The following is a 15,102-nucleotide window of genomic DNA, read 5'->3' as shown; positions in this document are numbered from 1 at the left end:
GTGTCACCCGCGGCGAGGTAAGCGAATCCTCGCCGACCGGGACACCCCTCCGTCAGGCCTTCGGCCTGCCACCTCCCCTTGCAGGGGAGGAATATTCCCAAAGGAAAAGGGCGCCGGTGGAACCCACCGACGCCCTTTCCTGATTTCCGGCGCTAGTCCGTCAGTCGCGAATTACGCGGCCTGCGGCAGAGCGGCCTTCGCCTGCGCGACGATCGCCGCAAAGGCTTCGCCCTCGTGCATCGCGATGTCGGCCAGGACCTTCCGGTCCAGTTCGACGCCCGCCAGCTTCAGGCCGTGCATGAACTGCGAATAGGTCAGGCCTTCGGCCCGGACGCCAGCGTTGATGCGCTGGATCCACAGACCACGGAAGGTCCGCTTCTTAACCTTACGGTCGCGATACGCATATTGACCGGCCTTTTCGACGGCCTGGCGTGCGATGCGGATGGTGTTCTTGCGACGGCCATAATAGCCCTTCGCCTGATCCAAAATCCGCTTATGCTTCGCCTTGGTGGTCGTGCCCCGCTTGACGCGTGCCATATCTCTCTATCCTTCCAGAAATCAGTTCAGGCCGTAAGGCGCCCAGGCCTTCACGGTCTTGGTGTCGGCATCGGACAGGACCGAGGTGCCGCGGTTCTGGCGGATATACTTGCCGTTATGGCTGATCAGGCGGTGGCGCTTGCCGGCGACGCCGTGCTTGAGCTTGCCGGTCGCGGTGAGCTTGAAGCGCTTCTTGACGCCGCTCTTGGTCTTGAGCTTGGGCATTTTGGTCCTTTCGCTGTGAGCAAGGCAGAAACGGCCGCGGCAGCCCTGATGGCCGGGCCGTTCGTGACACCTCGCTCGGGAAGCGGGCCGCTTAGACGAACCGGGCGCGGATTGCAACCGAAGAGGGCGGGCCGCCGCAAAGGAACAAGCGCCTCGCTCGGGCGATTGGGGATGCCATGGATCAGGCGCCAGCGGCCGACACCTCCGCCAGCCCGACCGCCGCCCGTGCGGGCTGGCGGCGATGGGCGTTGCGGGTCGCGATCGGGCTGCTGCTCGCCATCGCCGCGATCTGGCTGGTGCTGTTCGTCACCAAGGGGCGGTTCCTGCGCCACCCCTTCGAGTCGATCGCGGGCCGGCTGACCCACCGGACGGTGACGGTGGGCGGCGATTTCCAGCTCTATTTCGCGCCATGGCGGATCAAGTTCGTCGCCGAGCGGATCGCCATCTCCAACCCCGGCTGGGCCAGCCGTCCCTATCTGTTCACCGCCGACCGGATCGATTCGCGGATCGCGCCGCTGTCGCTGTTGTTCGGCAAGCGGCGCTTCACCTGGCTGGCGCTGACCAACGGCGCGGTCGATCTGGAATGGACGCCCGACCACCGTACGAACAGCTGGACCTTCAGCGAGGAGAAGGGCGGCAAGCCGCTGGAGTTCCCGCGAATCGACACGGCCGAGATCAACGGCACGACGCTGCGCTATCGCGATCCCCGGATGCGCGTGACCGCCGACCTGGCGCTGGAGGATTTCCGGTCGCAGGATGCCCGGATCGGCAAGGCGGTCGGGCTGCGCGGCAAGGGCGTGATCCGCGCGACGCCCTTCACCCTGACCGCGCAGTTGCTGTCGCCCGACGCCACCGCCAATCGGGGCAGGAACGAACTGATCGCGCGGATGCGCGCGGCGGGCAATGTGGTCGATGTCGCAGGCACCCTGCCCTCAATCGCCGATATCGAGGATGTGCCGCTGCGCACCCGCGCGCGGGGCAAGGACCTGTCGACGCTGCTCGAGGTCATCGGCGTCGTCATCCCGCGCACCCGCACCTATGACCTGCGCGCGCAGCTGGTGAAGGACGGCGACGTCTATCGCTTCACCCGCATGAAGGGGACGTTCGGCGACAGCGACCTGGCGGGGACGCTGACCGTCACCCATGGCGAGCGGCTGCACCTCGATTCGCAGCTGACCACCGGCAAGCTCGACATCGTCGATGCCGCCCCCTTTATCGGCTATAACCCCGACATCGTCGCGACCAGGGGCGCGCAGGCCGCCGCCGCCGCGACCGGGGCGGGGGCGCAAAGGCTGTTGCCCGATGCCGCGCTGCCGGTGGCGACGATGCAGCGGTTCGACGCCGACCTGAAATGGACGATCCGTACCGTCCGCTCGCGCCGCGTGCCCATCTCCGACGTCGACCTGACGCTGGCGCTGGATCGCGGCAAGCTGACCCTGTCGCCGCTCCGCTTCGCGATGGCGCGCGGCGACGTCGCGTCCGACCTGCTGTTCGACACGCGCCAGCGGCCCAGCCTCGTGCGCTACGACATCCGCCTGTCGCCGACGCCGCTCGGGCGGTTGCTGGCGGGATGGGGCGTGGCGGAGGCGGGGACGACCGGCACGGTCAAGGGCCGCATCCAGCTTCAGGGGCGCGGCGACACCATCCATGATTCGCTGGCCAGCGCGAACGGGCGGATGGCCTTCATCCTGCCCGCCGGCTCGCTATGGACCCGCAACGCGCAGCTGGCCGAGCTGGACCTCGGCACCTTCGTCCAGAAGATGTTCGAGGATCGCCTGAAAGAGCCGGTGCGGATCAATTGCGGGCTGATCGCCTTCACCGTGCGCGGCGGGATCGCGGCGGCGGACCCGATCCTGATCGACACGTCCAAGAACGTCATCGTCGGGCGCGGCGGCTTCAGCTTCCGCAACGAGGCCATCGACATGGCGATCCGCGCCGATGCCAAGAAGTTCAGCCTGTTTTCGGGCCAGTCCCCGGTCGGCCTGACCGGCAGCTTCGCCAGCCCCGGCATCGATCCGATCAGCGGCGACCTGCTGGCGCGCGCCGGGGCCGGGCTGGGCCTGGCGGTGGTGGCGACGCCGCTGGCGGGGGTGCTGGCCTTTGTCGATGTCGGCGATGCCAAGGCGGCGGCCTGCGGCCCGGTCCTGTCGGGCGCCCGTGCCAGCGCGCAGCGGACCACCAAGGGGCAGCCGCGCCAGGATGTCGGCAACGGCACCACCGCCAAGTCGAAGGACGGCCGCCAGAGCGAAGGCGAGGCCAAGAGCCAGCGCAAGAAGTTCCTGGGGATCTTCTAGGCCGTGCCGACCCAGCGCGCTTCCATGACTGGCCTGCGATCAGTGATCGTGATGGTCATGCCCGTGCGGCACGTTGCGCAGCGCCTCCAGCACCTCTTCGGTCCGCGCCGGATCGCCGATCGCCAGCACATGTCCGGCGCTGTCGGCGGTCAGCGGATCGCCGTTCCAGTCGCACATCCGGCCCCCGGCGCCCTCGACCACCGGCACCAGCGCCGCGAAGTCGTGGAGCTTCAGGCCCGATTCGCACACGATGTCGACATGACCGCTGGCGAGCAGACCGTAATTATAACAGTCCCCGCCATAGACCGGCCCCTGGCGCGGGCTGTCGCCGCTGATCGCCGCCACCAACGCCATGAAATGCGGCACGTCGTCATCCTCGAACAGATGCGGGCTGGTCGTCGCGATCGTCGCGCCCTCCAGCGCCGGACAGCGGCGCGTCCGCGCGGGCTGACCGTTGAACAGCGTCGGGCGGCCCATCATGCCCAGCCAGCGTTCCTTCGCAATCGGCTGGTCGATGATGCCCAGCACCGGCCAGCCATTGTCGACCAGCGCGATCAGCGTGCCGAAGATCGGCCGCCCCACGGTGAAGCTGCGCGTGCCGTCGATCGGGTCGAGCACCCATTGCCGCCCGGTGACGCCGTCCTTGACGCCATATTCCTCGCCGTGAATCCCGTCGCCCGAACGTTCCGCCTCCAGGATGCGACGCATCGCCGCCTCCGCCTCGCGATCGGCGAGCGTGACGGGGGAGCGATCCTCCTTGATCTCCAGCCCCATCTCGCGGCGAAAATAGGGTCGGATGGCGGCGCCGGCGGCGTCGGCCAGCTTCAACGCCAGATCGATATCGGCTGTATGAACGGACATGATGCAACCGATAGGATAGCGACGCACGATCAGCAATGGACGGCATCCCGGCGACAGGATAGGCGTTAACCATATTACCGGAAGGATTGGGGTGATGAAGGCAGTCTTGGGCGTTCTTCTTGCAATGGCGGCGTTTCCCGCCGCCGCGGCCTTGCGTCCCGGCGCCACCGCCCCCGATTTCACGACGCGCGGCGCGGTCGCGGGCAAGGTCTTCACGCTCAAGCTGAAGGATCAGCTGCGCCACGGCCCGGTCGTCCTGTATTTCTTCCCCGCCGCCTTCACCAGCGGATGCAGCGCCGAGGCGCGCGCCTTTGCCGAGAAGATCGACGCGTTCCGCGCGGCGGGTGCGCGGGTGATCGGCATGTCGGCCGATCCGGTGGACAAGCTCGCCGCCTTTTCCAAGGCCGAATGCGCGGGCAAGTTCCCGGTCGCCAGCGCGGGTCCCGCGATCGTCAAGGGCTATGACGTGGCGCTCGGCCGCCAGATGGAAGGCCGCGATATCACCTCGCGCACCAGCTATGTGATCGGTCGCGACGGGCGCATCCTGTTCGTCCATGACGACATGAACCCCGCCGAACATGTCGCCACGACGCTGGCGGCGGTCCGCGGTCTGGCGGCCAAGCGCTAAGGCGCCGGACATGACAGGGGGCATGCCAGCAAGGCGCAGGGCGATGACGGCACAGGGGTGCGCCGTCGATCGCCGTCTCGCGATGACGGAAAACGGGTCGGACGCGGAACGGACATGCGACAGGTCGGGAGGGGGCGGATGCCGATGAGCACCGACCTCTATCGACGGATCGGCCGGTTTCTCGACGATCATCGCCTGTCTCCCGATCCGTCGCATTATGCGTTCGTCCACGCCATCCTGACCGATCCGAACGGCGGCCTGGCGCGCGCCGCCGCGTCGCTGATCGATGGTGGCGTGCGGTTGCACCAGGACGATATCGTCCGGCTGGGAGGGGGCACTTCGGCGGCCCGTCCGGAACCGGTCGAGCCGAAGGTCGAGGCCCCGCCCGTGCGCGATCATGCGGTGCCCACGGTCGACAGCCAGTCCGACTCGCTGGCCGCGCAGACCCAGGGCCATGTCGAGACGTTCCTGGCCATCCTCCGCTCGGTCCAGGCCGACGCCACGGCCTTCGGCGCCGACCTGGCCCGCAGCGCCGCGAAGATGAACCGTGCCGAAGCGATCGGGCTGTCGGCGCTGGCCGCGCTGACCGGCGAGATGCTGGAGCGGATCCACGCCAGCGAACGGCGGCTGCAACAGGCCACCGCCGAGGCGGACGCGCTGCGCGAAAAGCTGGCGGAGGCGCGGGCGGCCGCCCGGCGCGATCCGCTGACCGGGCTGGCGAACCGGCTGGCGTTCAACGAGTCGCTCGGCCAGTGTTTCGAGGCGGTCGATCCCTGCCATCTGGCGCTGTGCGATATCGACCGGTTCAAGCGGATCAACGACGAACATGGCCATGCGGTCGGCGACCGGGTGCTGACCGCGATCGGCCAGATCCTGGCCGAGGAAGGGCAGGGCCATCTGGTGTGCCGCCATGGCGGCGAGGAATTCGCCATCCTGATGTCGGGCATTTCCAAGCGGGACGCCGCCGCCCTGGTCGAACGCGCCCGGCAGGCGGTGCGCGAGCGGCGGCTGCGCGTCCGCGAAACCGACCAGTCGATCGGCCAGATCACCATCTCGGCGGGGATCACGACCTTCCGTCCGGACGATACGCAGGAGACGCTGTTCGCGCGCGCCGACGAGCTTTTGTACCGGGCCAAGAATGATGGCCGCGATCTGGCCTATGCGGATTGACGGATTGCGCCATCCCGTGGCGGATTTTCCGTCACGGACTTGGCGCAATTTGCCAGATTTTCTCGGGTCGAATAATTATTCGTTGAATATCAACACGTTATAAAACTGGCACGCTCTCTGCAAAGCTCCCGGCATCGGTCGCCAAAGGGTTGGCGACCCGATCGAAAAGGGAGTTCCACCATGTTCCAGACCATCCAGGCCCGCCAGTTCCTCGTTTCCTGCATCGGCGCGCTGCTGTTCGCCGGACTGGCCATCACCTCGGCGACGCCGATCCTGCCGATCGCCTGAGGCGTGACGCGCGATCGCGTCGGGATCGACGCCGCCGCTCCTGTCATCCTCGTCCCGCGGCCGGACCGTCGCCTGTCGACGCCCGGCCGCCCGCTCTTCCCCGATCAGGCGGGCGCGACCGCCCCGACCGGCCCCACCGGCGCCTCCTCCTCGCGCGAATAGGTGCCGGTCAGCACCCCGGCAGCCAGCACATGCCCCGCCATCGCCTCGATCATCGCGCTGCGTCCGGGACTCTGCCCGCCGATATCGACCGCCGAGTCGAGCGCGAACAGCTGAAAGACATAGCGATGCTCGCCATGACCGCGCGGCGGGTCGGGCGGCAGCCAGCCTTCGCCCAGATAGGAATTGCGCCCGACATCGCCCTGTCCGGGTGAGCCCGGGCCGTCCGCGACGATCGCGCCCTCGGCCAGATCGCCCGCCCGGGGCGGCAGGTTCCAGACGATCGCATGGACCAGCGGCTGCGGCGTCGGTGCGTCGGCATCCTCGACCAGCAGCGCCAGCCGCGCGGTCCCCTCGGGCGGGTCGCCCCATACCAGAGGCGGCGACACGCCCGCGCCATCGGCGGTGAAACGCTCGGGCAGCCGCGCCTGGTCGGCAAAGGCCGGGCTGCTCAGCGCCAGACTGGCGGGCGGGGCCAGTTCGGGGCGGACGACCGCGACCGACTCGACCCCGGCGCGCCACCCGCTCATCGCCTTGCCCAGCCAGGCGGGCAGATGTTCCAGCATGATCCTGTCTCCCTCGGCCTATCGCGCGGACACAGGACGCGCCCGCCAGACGTGCAGCGTGTTGATCGCGCCGCGACATTCGGTCATGCTCGCCGCCTCGAGCAGCCGGAACCGGGTGCCGTCCCAGCCGAAGCTCTGGCGATCGCCGCAATCGCCCAGCCCCCGGCCCTTGCCCCAGCTCGACAGGCGACCCGTGGGCGACCATTGGGTGTTGACCAGCGTCACCGCGCCGCCCGGTTGCGGTTCGTCGGCAAAGGGAAAGGCATAGTCGAAGCGCGCGGGCGCCAGCCGCCCGTCGCGCCAGATCAGCGGCTTGACCAGATAATTATACGCCCCCGCCCCGCACGACAGCAGGACCAGAGTCGCGCGTCCGTCGAGCCGATAGGATTCGGCGCTGACCGGGCTGCCCAGGCTGTTCAGGCAGTCGAGCCGCCGCCGCATGTCGTTGATCGCGGCCGAGGGGATGGCGGGCGCGTCGCCCGGCGGCGGCGTCACCACCCGCACCAGGGGCAGTTCGGGCGGCTTGCCGCGATAGCGCGCCGCCCCCCTCGCAACGAAGGCGGTGGTGGTGCCCGCCCGTCGCTGCCGATCGTCCATATAGCGCAGCGTGGCGGCGACGCCGTTCAGCGAGACGGGCTTGGCATCGGGTGTCAGGATCGCCGCCCGCCGCCCCCGGACCAGCGCCGCGACCAGCCTGTCGGCCGCCGCCCCGCTCACCCGGCCCCGCGCTTCGCGGGCCAGCGGAACGGTGGCGGCGGGGCGGCCATCGACCCGGATCGTGGCGACCCGCGCCTTGCCCGTCATGTCGGCCAGCTCGACCGCGACCATGCCGTCGGCGGCGCGCCGGATCAGCAATCCGGCATCCTGCAACATGCCGTCCTGCGGCGACAGCGACGCCGCCTCGCACCCGCCGCCATTGTCGCAGGCGACGATCCAGTCGCGAAACAGCTTCGGCTTGGCCGGGACCGGCGTGTCCGGCGCGGCGGCGGCCACAGGCACGGCAAGCGCCAGGAAAGCCGTGAAGGCAGCGGTGCGAATCATGGGCGTATCAACCCCTTTGCTGGCGGTGACGTTCCGAAACGGATAGGGCAACGATCAAAGAACAAGGAGAGCAGAGCGATGAAGTCAGTGGGCGTGATCGGTGCCGGTCAGATGGGTGCGGGCATCGCGCAAGTGTCGGCGGCGGCGGGCCATGCGGTCAAGCTGGCCGATGTGTCGGCGGAACGCGCCGAGGCGGGCAAGGCGGGAATCGCCAAAGCGCTCGACCGGCTGGTGACGAAGGAAAAGATCGCCCGCGCCGATGCCGATGCGCTGCTCTCCCGCATCGCGCCGGTCGGCGACCTGTCCGCCATGGCGGATTGCGAACTGGTGATCGAGGCGGCGACCGAGCGCGAGGCCATCAAGCGCGCGATCTTCGAGGAGGTCGGCAAGGTGATGGCCGACACTGCGATCCTGGCGACCAACACCTCCTCCATCCCGATCACCCGGCTGGCGCAGGCCGCGCCCGATGCGGGCCGGTTCGTCGGCGTCCATTTCTTCAATCCCGTGCCCGTCATGGGGCTGATCGAGCTGATCCGCGGCCTCGCCACCTCGGACGAGACGGTCGCGCGGGTCGAGGCCTTCGCCCAGGCGCTGGGCAAGCGCGTCGTCCATGCCAATGACGCGCCGGGCTTCATCGTCAACCGCGTGCTGATGCCGATGATCAACGAGGCGATCTTCGCATTGGGCGAGGGCGTGGCGACGATCCCGGACATCGACGCGGCGTGTCAGCTGGGGCTCAACCACCCGATGGGGCCGCTGACGCTGGCGGATTTCATCGGGCTCGACACCTGCCTGGAGATCACCCGCGTGCTGTTCGAAGGGACGGGCGACCCCAAATTCCGCCCCGCCCCGCTGCTGATCAAATATGTCGAGGCGGGCTGGTATGGCCGCAAGACCAAGCGGGGCTTCTACGACTATTCGGGTGCGGAGCCCGTACCGACGCGCTAATCCCCCGATCCTCCCCATCGGAGATGGGGAGGTGGCAGGCCGCAGGCCTGACGGAGGGGCCTCGCCGCGGGCGAGGATGCCCCTCCACCACGCCCTTCGGGCGCGGTTCCCCTCCCCAAGCAGAGCTTGGGGAGGATCAGAATGCGCCGTGGACGCGCAGCGCGAAGACCTCCACAGGCCCGCGATCACGGTTATAGCCGGGATTGCCGACATATTGCGCATCCAGCGTCACCGCGAGCGCGCGGGTCAGCGCCACATCGTAATAGGCCTCGGCGATCTCCTCGGCGCCCGCATTGGGCAGTCGCCCGTCGCCGACCAGCACGCCCAGACCGCCCGCCGCCAGATAGCGGCGATGCTCGGCCGAAATGCCGTTGGCGACCAGCGCCAGTCCGACCCGGTCCTGCGCCCGGCCCCAGCCCTTGCCGTTTAGCGCCGCGCCGATCTGCGCCGTCCGGTCGATATCGGTGAAGTCATAGGGCTCGATCGACCCGTCGCTGACCCCGACCCGCGCGAACAGGCCCAGCGTGTCGGTCAGCGCCTGGTCCATGTTCATATAGCCGCCGATCCGCGTCAGCCGCCGCCGGGTGAAGGACGGATCGACCGCCTTGCCGGTCGCGGCGGCATAGGCCAGCGCCTCGTCGAAGCGGCTGAAATTGCCCCGGTTGCGGAAGAGGCCGAAGCGCACCGATCCCGGCCGCCCGGCCAGCCGGTAGCGATGCTCGACCTCGGCATCCAGCTGATACTGGCCGAATCCATACTCCAGCCGCTCGCCATTGGGGATGGTCGACAGGTTGAACAGCCCGGTGCGCAACGTCCAGTCGCCGCGATAGAGTTCCGCGGCGATGCCGGTGGTATAGCCCCAGGCATCGGCGGCGTAATCGAAGCTGCCGGTATCGACGACCGACCAGTTGAGGAAATCCCCGCGCGGGTCGTGCGCATAGGGGTTGGTGTCGAACACGTCGCCGACGCCGAACTTGCCGATGGTCAGCACGACCCGGTCGACGCTCCGCGATCCGCCGAGCTGGTTGGCGACCCCCGCCACCGCCTCGCGCGCGCTCCCCAGCCCCAGGGTCTGGCGGAAAAAGGCGCGTTGCAGCCGGAAGTAGGGTTCGGCCTTGCCGACCTTATAAGCCTCCGCGCTGGGAAAGCCCGCGACGCCCAGCGTATTGGACAGGCCGAAGCCCTGGTCGATCTCTGGATTCACCCAGATCTCGCCGCCGCCCCAGGGCCGCGCGCCGAGATAGGCGGTGACGTCGGCGGTTTCCTTCAACTGGTGCGGGGTCAGGCTGTTGGTCCCGGCATAGGGCGAGGCGAAACCGCCCACCCCCTGCGCGACGAGGGTCGCCTGGCCGTGGATGGCGAAATCCTGCGGCGTGCCGGTCGGCGGGGCAAGGTCCTGCGCGGCGGCGGCGCGCGCGAACAGCAACAGGCCGCACAGCGCGGCCCGCGAAACGATACGGGTCATCGGGGTTGTCCTTGAAAGCGGGGCGGTCAGGCCGAGGGGCGGGTCCGGCGGATCGCCTGGGGACGGCTGGACGCCACGGCGCGGAGCAACCGCGCGCGCTCAAGGGGAACGCTGGCCATGACGGTGGCGAGCGACTGGGCGCGGACATGCGCGCGGAACATCATGCGGGTCATGACAGACTTCCTTCGGGTTCGTGTGGTCGAGCCCGGCGGAAGGTCGGCGAGGAACGGCGTTAGCGGGCCGACATCGTCGACCCCGTCAGGCCCGTCAGACGGTCGGCAAGAACGTGGACGCCGAAGCGTCTACTGTCCTCGTCGCCGGACAAGGGACTAGATCGGGGCATTGTGATCCTGTGCAGTGAGTCGGCCACGAGCGCGACCGACCGGGCGCCCATAGCGCGCCCACCTGCAGGATCAACCCCGAAAGCGCCCTACCCGATCAGGAGGCCCGCCAGCGCCGCCGACATCAGGTTGGCGAGGCTCCCCGCGATCAGCGCGCGGATGCCGAGGCGCGCGATGGTCGGGCGCTGGTTCGGCGCCAGGCTGCCCGTCACCGCCATCTGGATCGCGATCGAGGAGAAATTGGCAAAGCCGCACAATGCGAAGGTGACGACCGCGACGGTGCGCGGCGACAGCTGCGCCGCCTGCTTGCCCAGGTCGATATAGGCGACGAACTCGTTGAGCACGATCTTCTCGCCGAACAGGCCGCCCGCGATCCCCGCTTCCTTCCACGGCACGTTGAGCAGCGCCATGATCGGCTGGAAGACATAGCCGAGCAGCGCCTGGAAGCTGAGCCCCGGTATCCCGACCAGATTGCCCAGCCCGCCCAGCAGTCCGTTCGCCAGCGCGACCAAGGCCACGAAGGCCAGCACCATCGCACCGACCGCCACCGCCAGCTTCACGCCGGTCTGCGCGCCTTGCGCGGCGGCCATGATGATGTTGGCGGGCTTTTCCTCGTCATGCGTCGCCTCGGCGAGCGAGATCTTCTCGTCCTCGATCACGTCGCCCAGCGGCAGCTGGCCGGCGGGCGGTTCGGGCCGGTCGGGCATGATGATCTTGGCCATCAGGATGCCGCCGGGCGCCGCCATGAAGCTGGCCGCGAGCAGATATTCGATCGAGATGCCCATCGAGGCATAGGCTGCCAGGATCGTGCCCGCCACGCCCGCCATGCCGCTGGTCATCACGGTGAACAGCTGTGCGGGGGTGAGGCTGGCCAGATAGGGCCGGATGACGAGCGGCGATTCGGACTGGCCGACGAAGACATTGGCGGCCGCGCAGAGCGATTCCACCTTGGACACGCCGATCACCTTCTCGATCGCGCCGCCCAGCCAGCGCACGACCAGCTGCATGATCCCCAGATAATAGAGGATCGAGACGAGCGCTGCGAAGAAGATGATGACCGGCAGTGCCTGGATCGCGAAATTGCGCCCCAGCGGATCGGAGGCGAGCGCGCCGAACAGGAACTTCGTCCCCTCATTGGCATAGCCGAGCAGCCCGGCGACCCCGGCGGACAGCGTCTGCAACACCTTCTTGCCCCAGGGGACATAGAGGACGAGCACCGCGATCCCCGCCTGCAACGCAAAGGCCGCGCCGACCACGCGCAGGCGGATGGCGCGACGATCGGTGGACAGGGCGACCGCGATCGCCAGGATGACAAGGATACCGGCGATACCGATGGCAAAACGATTCATGCGCGCTGCTTAACTATCCGCGTTGACGGGTGGTGACACGACGCGGCCCCCCGGCTGCGCGGGGGTGCATCATAAGCATGGTCCGGGGCGACCGCCATAGTTTTGATAGGAGGAGGTAATTCCTCCCCTATAAGGGGAGGTGGCAGGGCGAAGCCCTGACGGAAGGGGGGTCGGCCTATCGATAGCGGGACACCCCTCCGACGCGCTGCGCGCGCCACCTCCCCTTGCAGGGGAGGAATGTCACCCCGTCAGCCCGGCCGCCGTCGCCAGGCCCAGAAAGGCCAGGAACCCGATCGAATCGGTGGTCATCGTCACGAACACCGACGACGCCACCGCCGGGTCGGCGTCGAACCGGTCGAGCGTCACCGGCACCAGCACGCCCGCCAGCCCCGCGACCAGGATATTGGTCATCATCGCCGCCGCGATCACCATGCCCAGTGCCGGATTGGCGAAGACCAGGCTGACCCCCACCCCGATCACCGCCGCGACCGTCACGCCGTTCATCATCGCCACGCGAATCTCGCGCAGGATCGCGCGGGTCGTGTTGGAGCGGGTCAGCTGGTTGGTCGCCAGCGCGCGCACCGTCACCGCCAGCGTCTGCGTCCCCGCATTGCCGCCGACCCCCGCCACGATCGGCATCAGCGTCGCCAGCGCCACCATGCGCGCGATCGTCCCCTCGAACGCGGCGATCACCGAGGAGGCGACCATCGCGGTGACGAGGTTGGCGATCAGCCAGCGGACGCGGCTCTTGTAGCTGTCGAGGATCGGCTCGTTGATGTCGCCCTCGCCCGCCCCCGACAGGCGCAGCACGTCCTCGCCCGCTTCCTGCTGGATGATGTGGACGATGTCGTCGACGGTGATCATGCCGACCAGCCGCCCGCTGCCATCGACCACGGCGGCCGAGATCAGCGCATATTTCTGGAAGCGCAGCGCGACCTCTTCCTGGTCCATGTCGACCGGGATCAGCGTCTGTTCGCGCTTCATCACGTCGCCGATCGCGATCCCGCCCGGCGCGCGCAGTATCCAGGACAGCTGGCACGTCCCGATCGGGCGATGGCCGGGATCGACGACGAAGATTTCCCAGAAGTCGGTGGTCAGTTCCTCGTCGCCGCGCAGGAACTCGATCGTCTCGGCCACCGTCCAATGCTCGGGCACCGCGATCAGCTCGCGCTGCATCAGGCGGCCGGCGGACTCCTCGGGAAAGGACAGCGCCTCCTCGATCGCGGCGCGGTCGTCGGGGTCGAGCGCACGCAGCACCGCGCGCTGCTCGTCCTCGTCCATGTCCTCGATGATCGCCACCGCGTCGTCGGTGTCGAGCTCGGAGGCGATGTCGGCGACTTCATGCGGTTCGAGCGCCTGGATCAGCTGCTCGCGCACATAGTCGTTCATCTCGGCGAAGACGTCGCCGTTCAGCAGGTCCGCGACCGCGCGCGCCAGGCTGACCCGCTCTTCGTCGTCGACCAGCTCGAACAGGTCGGCGATATCGGCGGGGTGGAGCGGCTCGACCAGCGCCCGCGCGCCCTCGTCGTCGCCCGCCTTCAGCGCGTCGAGCACGGCGGTGACATATTCGGGCTTCAGCCGGTCGTCCTCGTCCAGCTGGGTTTCCGGCAACGGGGTCTCGGTTTCGAGGTCGGGGAGTTCGGTGTCGCTGATCTCGGCCTCCCTCGATGGAACATGAACGCGGCGTCATGCCTCTATCGCGCGGTGCCCGCATTTGCCAGCGGGCACAGGAATGCCTACCTGCGGCACATCAACCAAGGAAGACCCTTATGGCCGAGACTTTTTCCAAGCTGACCCTGACGCTCGAGAGCGGCGATGTCGTCATCACGCTGCGCCCCGACCTGGCGCCCGAGCATGTCGCGCGCATCGGCGGGCTCGCCAATGAAGGTTTCTACGACGGCGTCGTGTTCCACCGCGTGATCCCCGGCTTCATGGCGCAGGGCGGCGACCCCACCGGCACCGGCATGTCGGGTTCGGACAAGCCCAATTTGAAGCAGGAATTCAACGCCGAGCCGCATGTGCGCGGCACCTGCTCGATGGCGCGGACCAACGACCCGAACTCGGCCAATTCGCAGTTCTTCATCTGCTTCGACGATGCGCGCTTCCTCGACCGCCAGTACACCGTCTGGGGCCAGGTCGAGAGCGGCATGGAGCATGTCGACGCGCTCCCCAAGGGCGAGCCGCCCCGCAATCCGGGCAAGATCATCAAGGCGACCGCGGAGTAATTTTCGCGAGCGCTGAGAAAGGGGGGAGTCTCGAAAGAGGCTCCCCCCTTTTTTTGTAGGTCCTGCCACCTGCCAAGGAGCACGCCCCTCCCGCAGGCGGGAGGGGATGGGGGAGGGCATGGGGTCTCACAGAGGAGAACCCTTGCGGCCCTCGCCCCTCCCCAACCCCTCCCCCTGCCGGGAGAGGGGCTATCGTTGCGGGAGGGGGAGCAGCCCCTCTCGATCCCGAAACACCGGCCGCCGCCGCGCCATGTTCGCCGCAACCGCCTCGCGGTGGTTCGCGCCCCGCATCAGCGCCACCTGCTCGGCGCTCTCCATCGCGAGCATCTCCTCCGGCGCGCAGCCCGTCGCCCCGAACAGCCGTTTCGCACTCCGCACCGCATCGGGGCTGCGCTCGGCGATTCGGTGAGCGAGCGCCAACGCCTCGGCCCTGGGATCCTCGACCAGCCGCGTAACGAATCCCGCCGCCTGCGCCTCGGCCGCGTCGAACTCGCGCGCGGTATAGACCCATTCGCGCAGCACATCCTGCCGCACGCCCTGCCACAGCGCAAAGCCGCCCATGTCGGGCACGATCCCCCAATGCACCTCGCGAATCGCGAAGCGCGTCGCGGGATGCGCCAGCCGGATGTCGGCGCCCGCCATGATCTGCGTCCCCCCGCCGAACGCCACGCCGTGCACCGCCGCGATTACCGGCACGGGCAAGGTGCGCCAGCCCCACGCCACCTGCTGCACCCGATTGGCCGGGCCATGGCTCCGCGCCGACAGGTCCAGCCCCGCCAGATCGCCCCCCGCCATCGCCGCCATGTCGAGCCCCGAGCAGAAGCCATCCCCCTCGCCCGACAGCACCACCGCGCGCACATCCGCCCGCGTCGCCAGCGTCTCGATCGCCCCGGCCAGCGCGTCGAACATCGCGCGGTCGATCGCGTTCAGCTTTTCGCCGCGCGCCAGCCGGACATCGGCGACGCCCTCCGCCACCGCGATCGTCACCCGGTCGTTCATCCCACT

General features: G+C 68.7%; 15 protein-coding genes. 5 read left to right on the top strand and 10 right to left on the bottom strand.

Annotated elements, in window-relative coordinates:
- Positions 1 to 171: 171 nt before the first annotated feature.
- Together rplT and rpmI are read right to left on the bottom strand one after the other, a co-directional pair.
- Positions 172 to 537 carry a 50S ribosomal protein L20 gene (rplT, locus tag QE360_RS06375; protein ID WP_307101652.1) on the bottom strand — a complete coding sequence of 122 codons (366 nt, stop codon included), beginning with the start codon at positions 535 to 537 and terminating at the stop codon, positions 172 to 174.
- A gap of 21 nt (positions 538 to 558) precedes the next feature.
- Positions 559 to 762, bottom strand: a complete 204-nt coding sequence (rpmI, locus tag QE360_RS06370; protein ID WP_007406658.1) for a 50S ribosomal protein L35 — start codon at positions 760 to 762, stop codon at positions 559 to 561.
- 176 nt (positions 763 to 938) lie between these two features.
- Here rpmI and QE360_RS06365 point away from each other — a divergent pair, with 176 nt between their 5' ends.
- Entirely contained in the window at positions 939 to 3,056 is a 2,118-nt protein-coding gene (locus tag QE360_RS06365; protein WP_309700141.1) for an AsmA family protein, read from the top strand.
- Between the two features lie 39 nt (positions 3,057 to 3,095).
- Here the strand turns inward: QE360_RS06365 and QE360_RS06360 are convergent, their stop codons facing one another.
- Positions 3,096 to 3,917: an inositol monophosphatase family protein gene (locus tag QE360_RS06360; RefSeq protein WP_309700140.1), complete on the bottom strand. Its 822-nt coding sequence runs from the start codon at positions 3,915 to 3,917 to the stop codon at positions 3,096 to 3,098.
- Between the two features lie 94 nt (positions 3,918 to 4,011).
- On the opposite strand from QE360_RS06360, the gene QE360_RS06355 reads away from it, so the two are divergent.
- Together QE360_RS06355 and QE360_RS06350 are read left to right on the top strand one after the other, a co-directional pair.
- A complete protein-coding gene (locus tag QE360_RS06355) occupies positions 4,012 to 4,545 on the top strand; it encodes a peroxiredoxin (RefSeq protein WP_307101657.1) in 534 nt (177 codons plus the stop codon).
- A gap of 144 nt (positions 4,546 to 4,689) precedes the next feature.
- Positions 4,690 to 5,715 carry a GGDEF domain-containing protein gene (locus tag QE360_RS06350; protein ID WP_309700138.1) on the top strand — a complete coding sequence of 342 codons (1,026 nt, stop codon included), beginning with the start codon at positions 4,690 to 4,692 and terminating at the stop codon, positions 5,713 to 5,715.
- Between the two features lie 392 nt (positions 5,716 to 6,107).
- Here QE360_RS06350 and QE360_RS06345 read toward each other — a convergent pair whose 3' ends face one another.
- Entirely contained in the window at positions 6,108 to 6,728 is a 621-nt protein-coding gene (locus QE360_RS06345; RefSeq protein ID WP_309700136.1) for a YbhB/YbcL family Raf kinase inhibitor-like protein, read from the bottom strand.
- 18 nt (positions 6,729 to 6,746) lie between these two features.
- Complete coding sequence (locus QE360_RS06340; protein WP_309700134.1) at positions 6,747 to 7,769, bottom strand: DUF1176 domain-containing protein; 1,023 nt, start codon at positions 7,767 to 7,769, stop codon at positions 6,747 to 6,749.
- Between the two features lie 78 nt (positions 7,770 to 7,847).
- Here QE360_RS06340 and QE360_RS06335 point away from each other — a divergent pair, with 78 nt between their 5' ends.
- Complete coding sequence (locus QE360_RS06335; protein WP_309700132.1) at positions 7,848 to 8,717, top strand: 3-hydroxybutyryl-CoA dehydrogenase; 870 nt, start codon at positions 7,848 to 7,850, stop codon at positions 8,715 to 8,717.
- A 136-nt stretch (positions 8,718 to 8,853) separates the two neighbouring features.
- Here QE360_RS06335 and QE360_RS06330 read toward each other — a convergent pair whose 3' ends face one another.
- The 4 genes from QE360_RS06330 to mgtE form a co-directional block, all read right to left on the bottom strand.
- Complete coding sequence (locus QE360_RS06330; RefSeq protein WP_309700130.1) at positions 8,854 to 10,182, bottom strand: carbohydrate porin; 1,329 nt, start codon at positions 10,180 to 10,182, stop codon at positions 8,854 to 8,856.
- A gap of 26 nt (positions 10,183 to 10,208) precedes the next feature.
- Complete coding sequence (locus QE360_RS06325) at positions 10,209 to 10,355, bottom strand: hypothetical protein (protein WP_307101670.1); 147 nt, start codon at positions 10,353 to 10,355, stop codon at positions 10,209 to 10,211.
- Positions 10,356 to 10,612: 257 nt separating this feature from the next.
- Positions 10,613 to 11,872, bottom strand: coding sequence for a NupC/NupG family nucleoside CNT transporter (locus QE360_RS06320; protein WP_309700128.1), 1,260 nt, complete (start codon positions 11,870 to 11,872; stop codon positions 10,613 to 10,615).
- Positions 11,873 to 12,112: 240 nt separating this feature from the next.
- Positions 12,113 to 13,525, bottom strand: a complete 1,413-nt coding sequence (gene mgtE / locus QE360_RS06315; RefSeq protein ID WP_307104678.1) for a magnesium transporter — start codon at positions 13,523 to 13,525, stop codon at positions 12,113 to 12,115.
- Between the two features lie 116 nt (positions 13,526 to 13,641).
- On the opposite strand from mgtE, the gene QE360_RS06310 reads away from it, so the two are divergent.
- Positions 13,642 to 14,097, top strand: a complete 456-nt coding sequence (locus tag QE360_RS06310; protein WP_042488118.1) for a peptidylprolyl isomerase — start codon at positions 13,642 to 13,644, stop codon at positions 14,095 to 14,097.
- 189 nt (positions 14,098 to 14,286) lie between these two features.
- Here the strand turns inward: QE360_RS06310 and QE360_RS06305 are convergent, their stop codons facing one another.
- A complete protein-coding gene (locus QE360_RS06305) occupies positions 14,287 to 15,096 on the bottom strand; it encodes a crotonase/enoyl-CoA hydratase family protein (protein WP_309700125.1) in 810 nt (269 codons plus the stop codon).
- Between the last annotated feature and the right edge of the window lie 6 nt (positions 15,097 to 15,102).

Origin of the sequence: Sphingomonas sp. SORGH_AS_0789 (genome assembly GCF_031453055.1) — a bacterium.
Lineage (GTDB): Bacteria > Pseudomonadota > Alphaproteobacteria > Sphingomonadales > Sphingomonadaceae > Sphingomonas.
The sequence above is the reverse complement of the archived record's forward strand: the minus strand, read 5'-3'. Positions and strand labels throughout refer to the sequence as shown.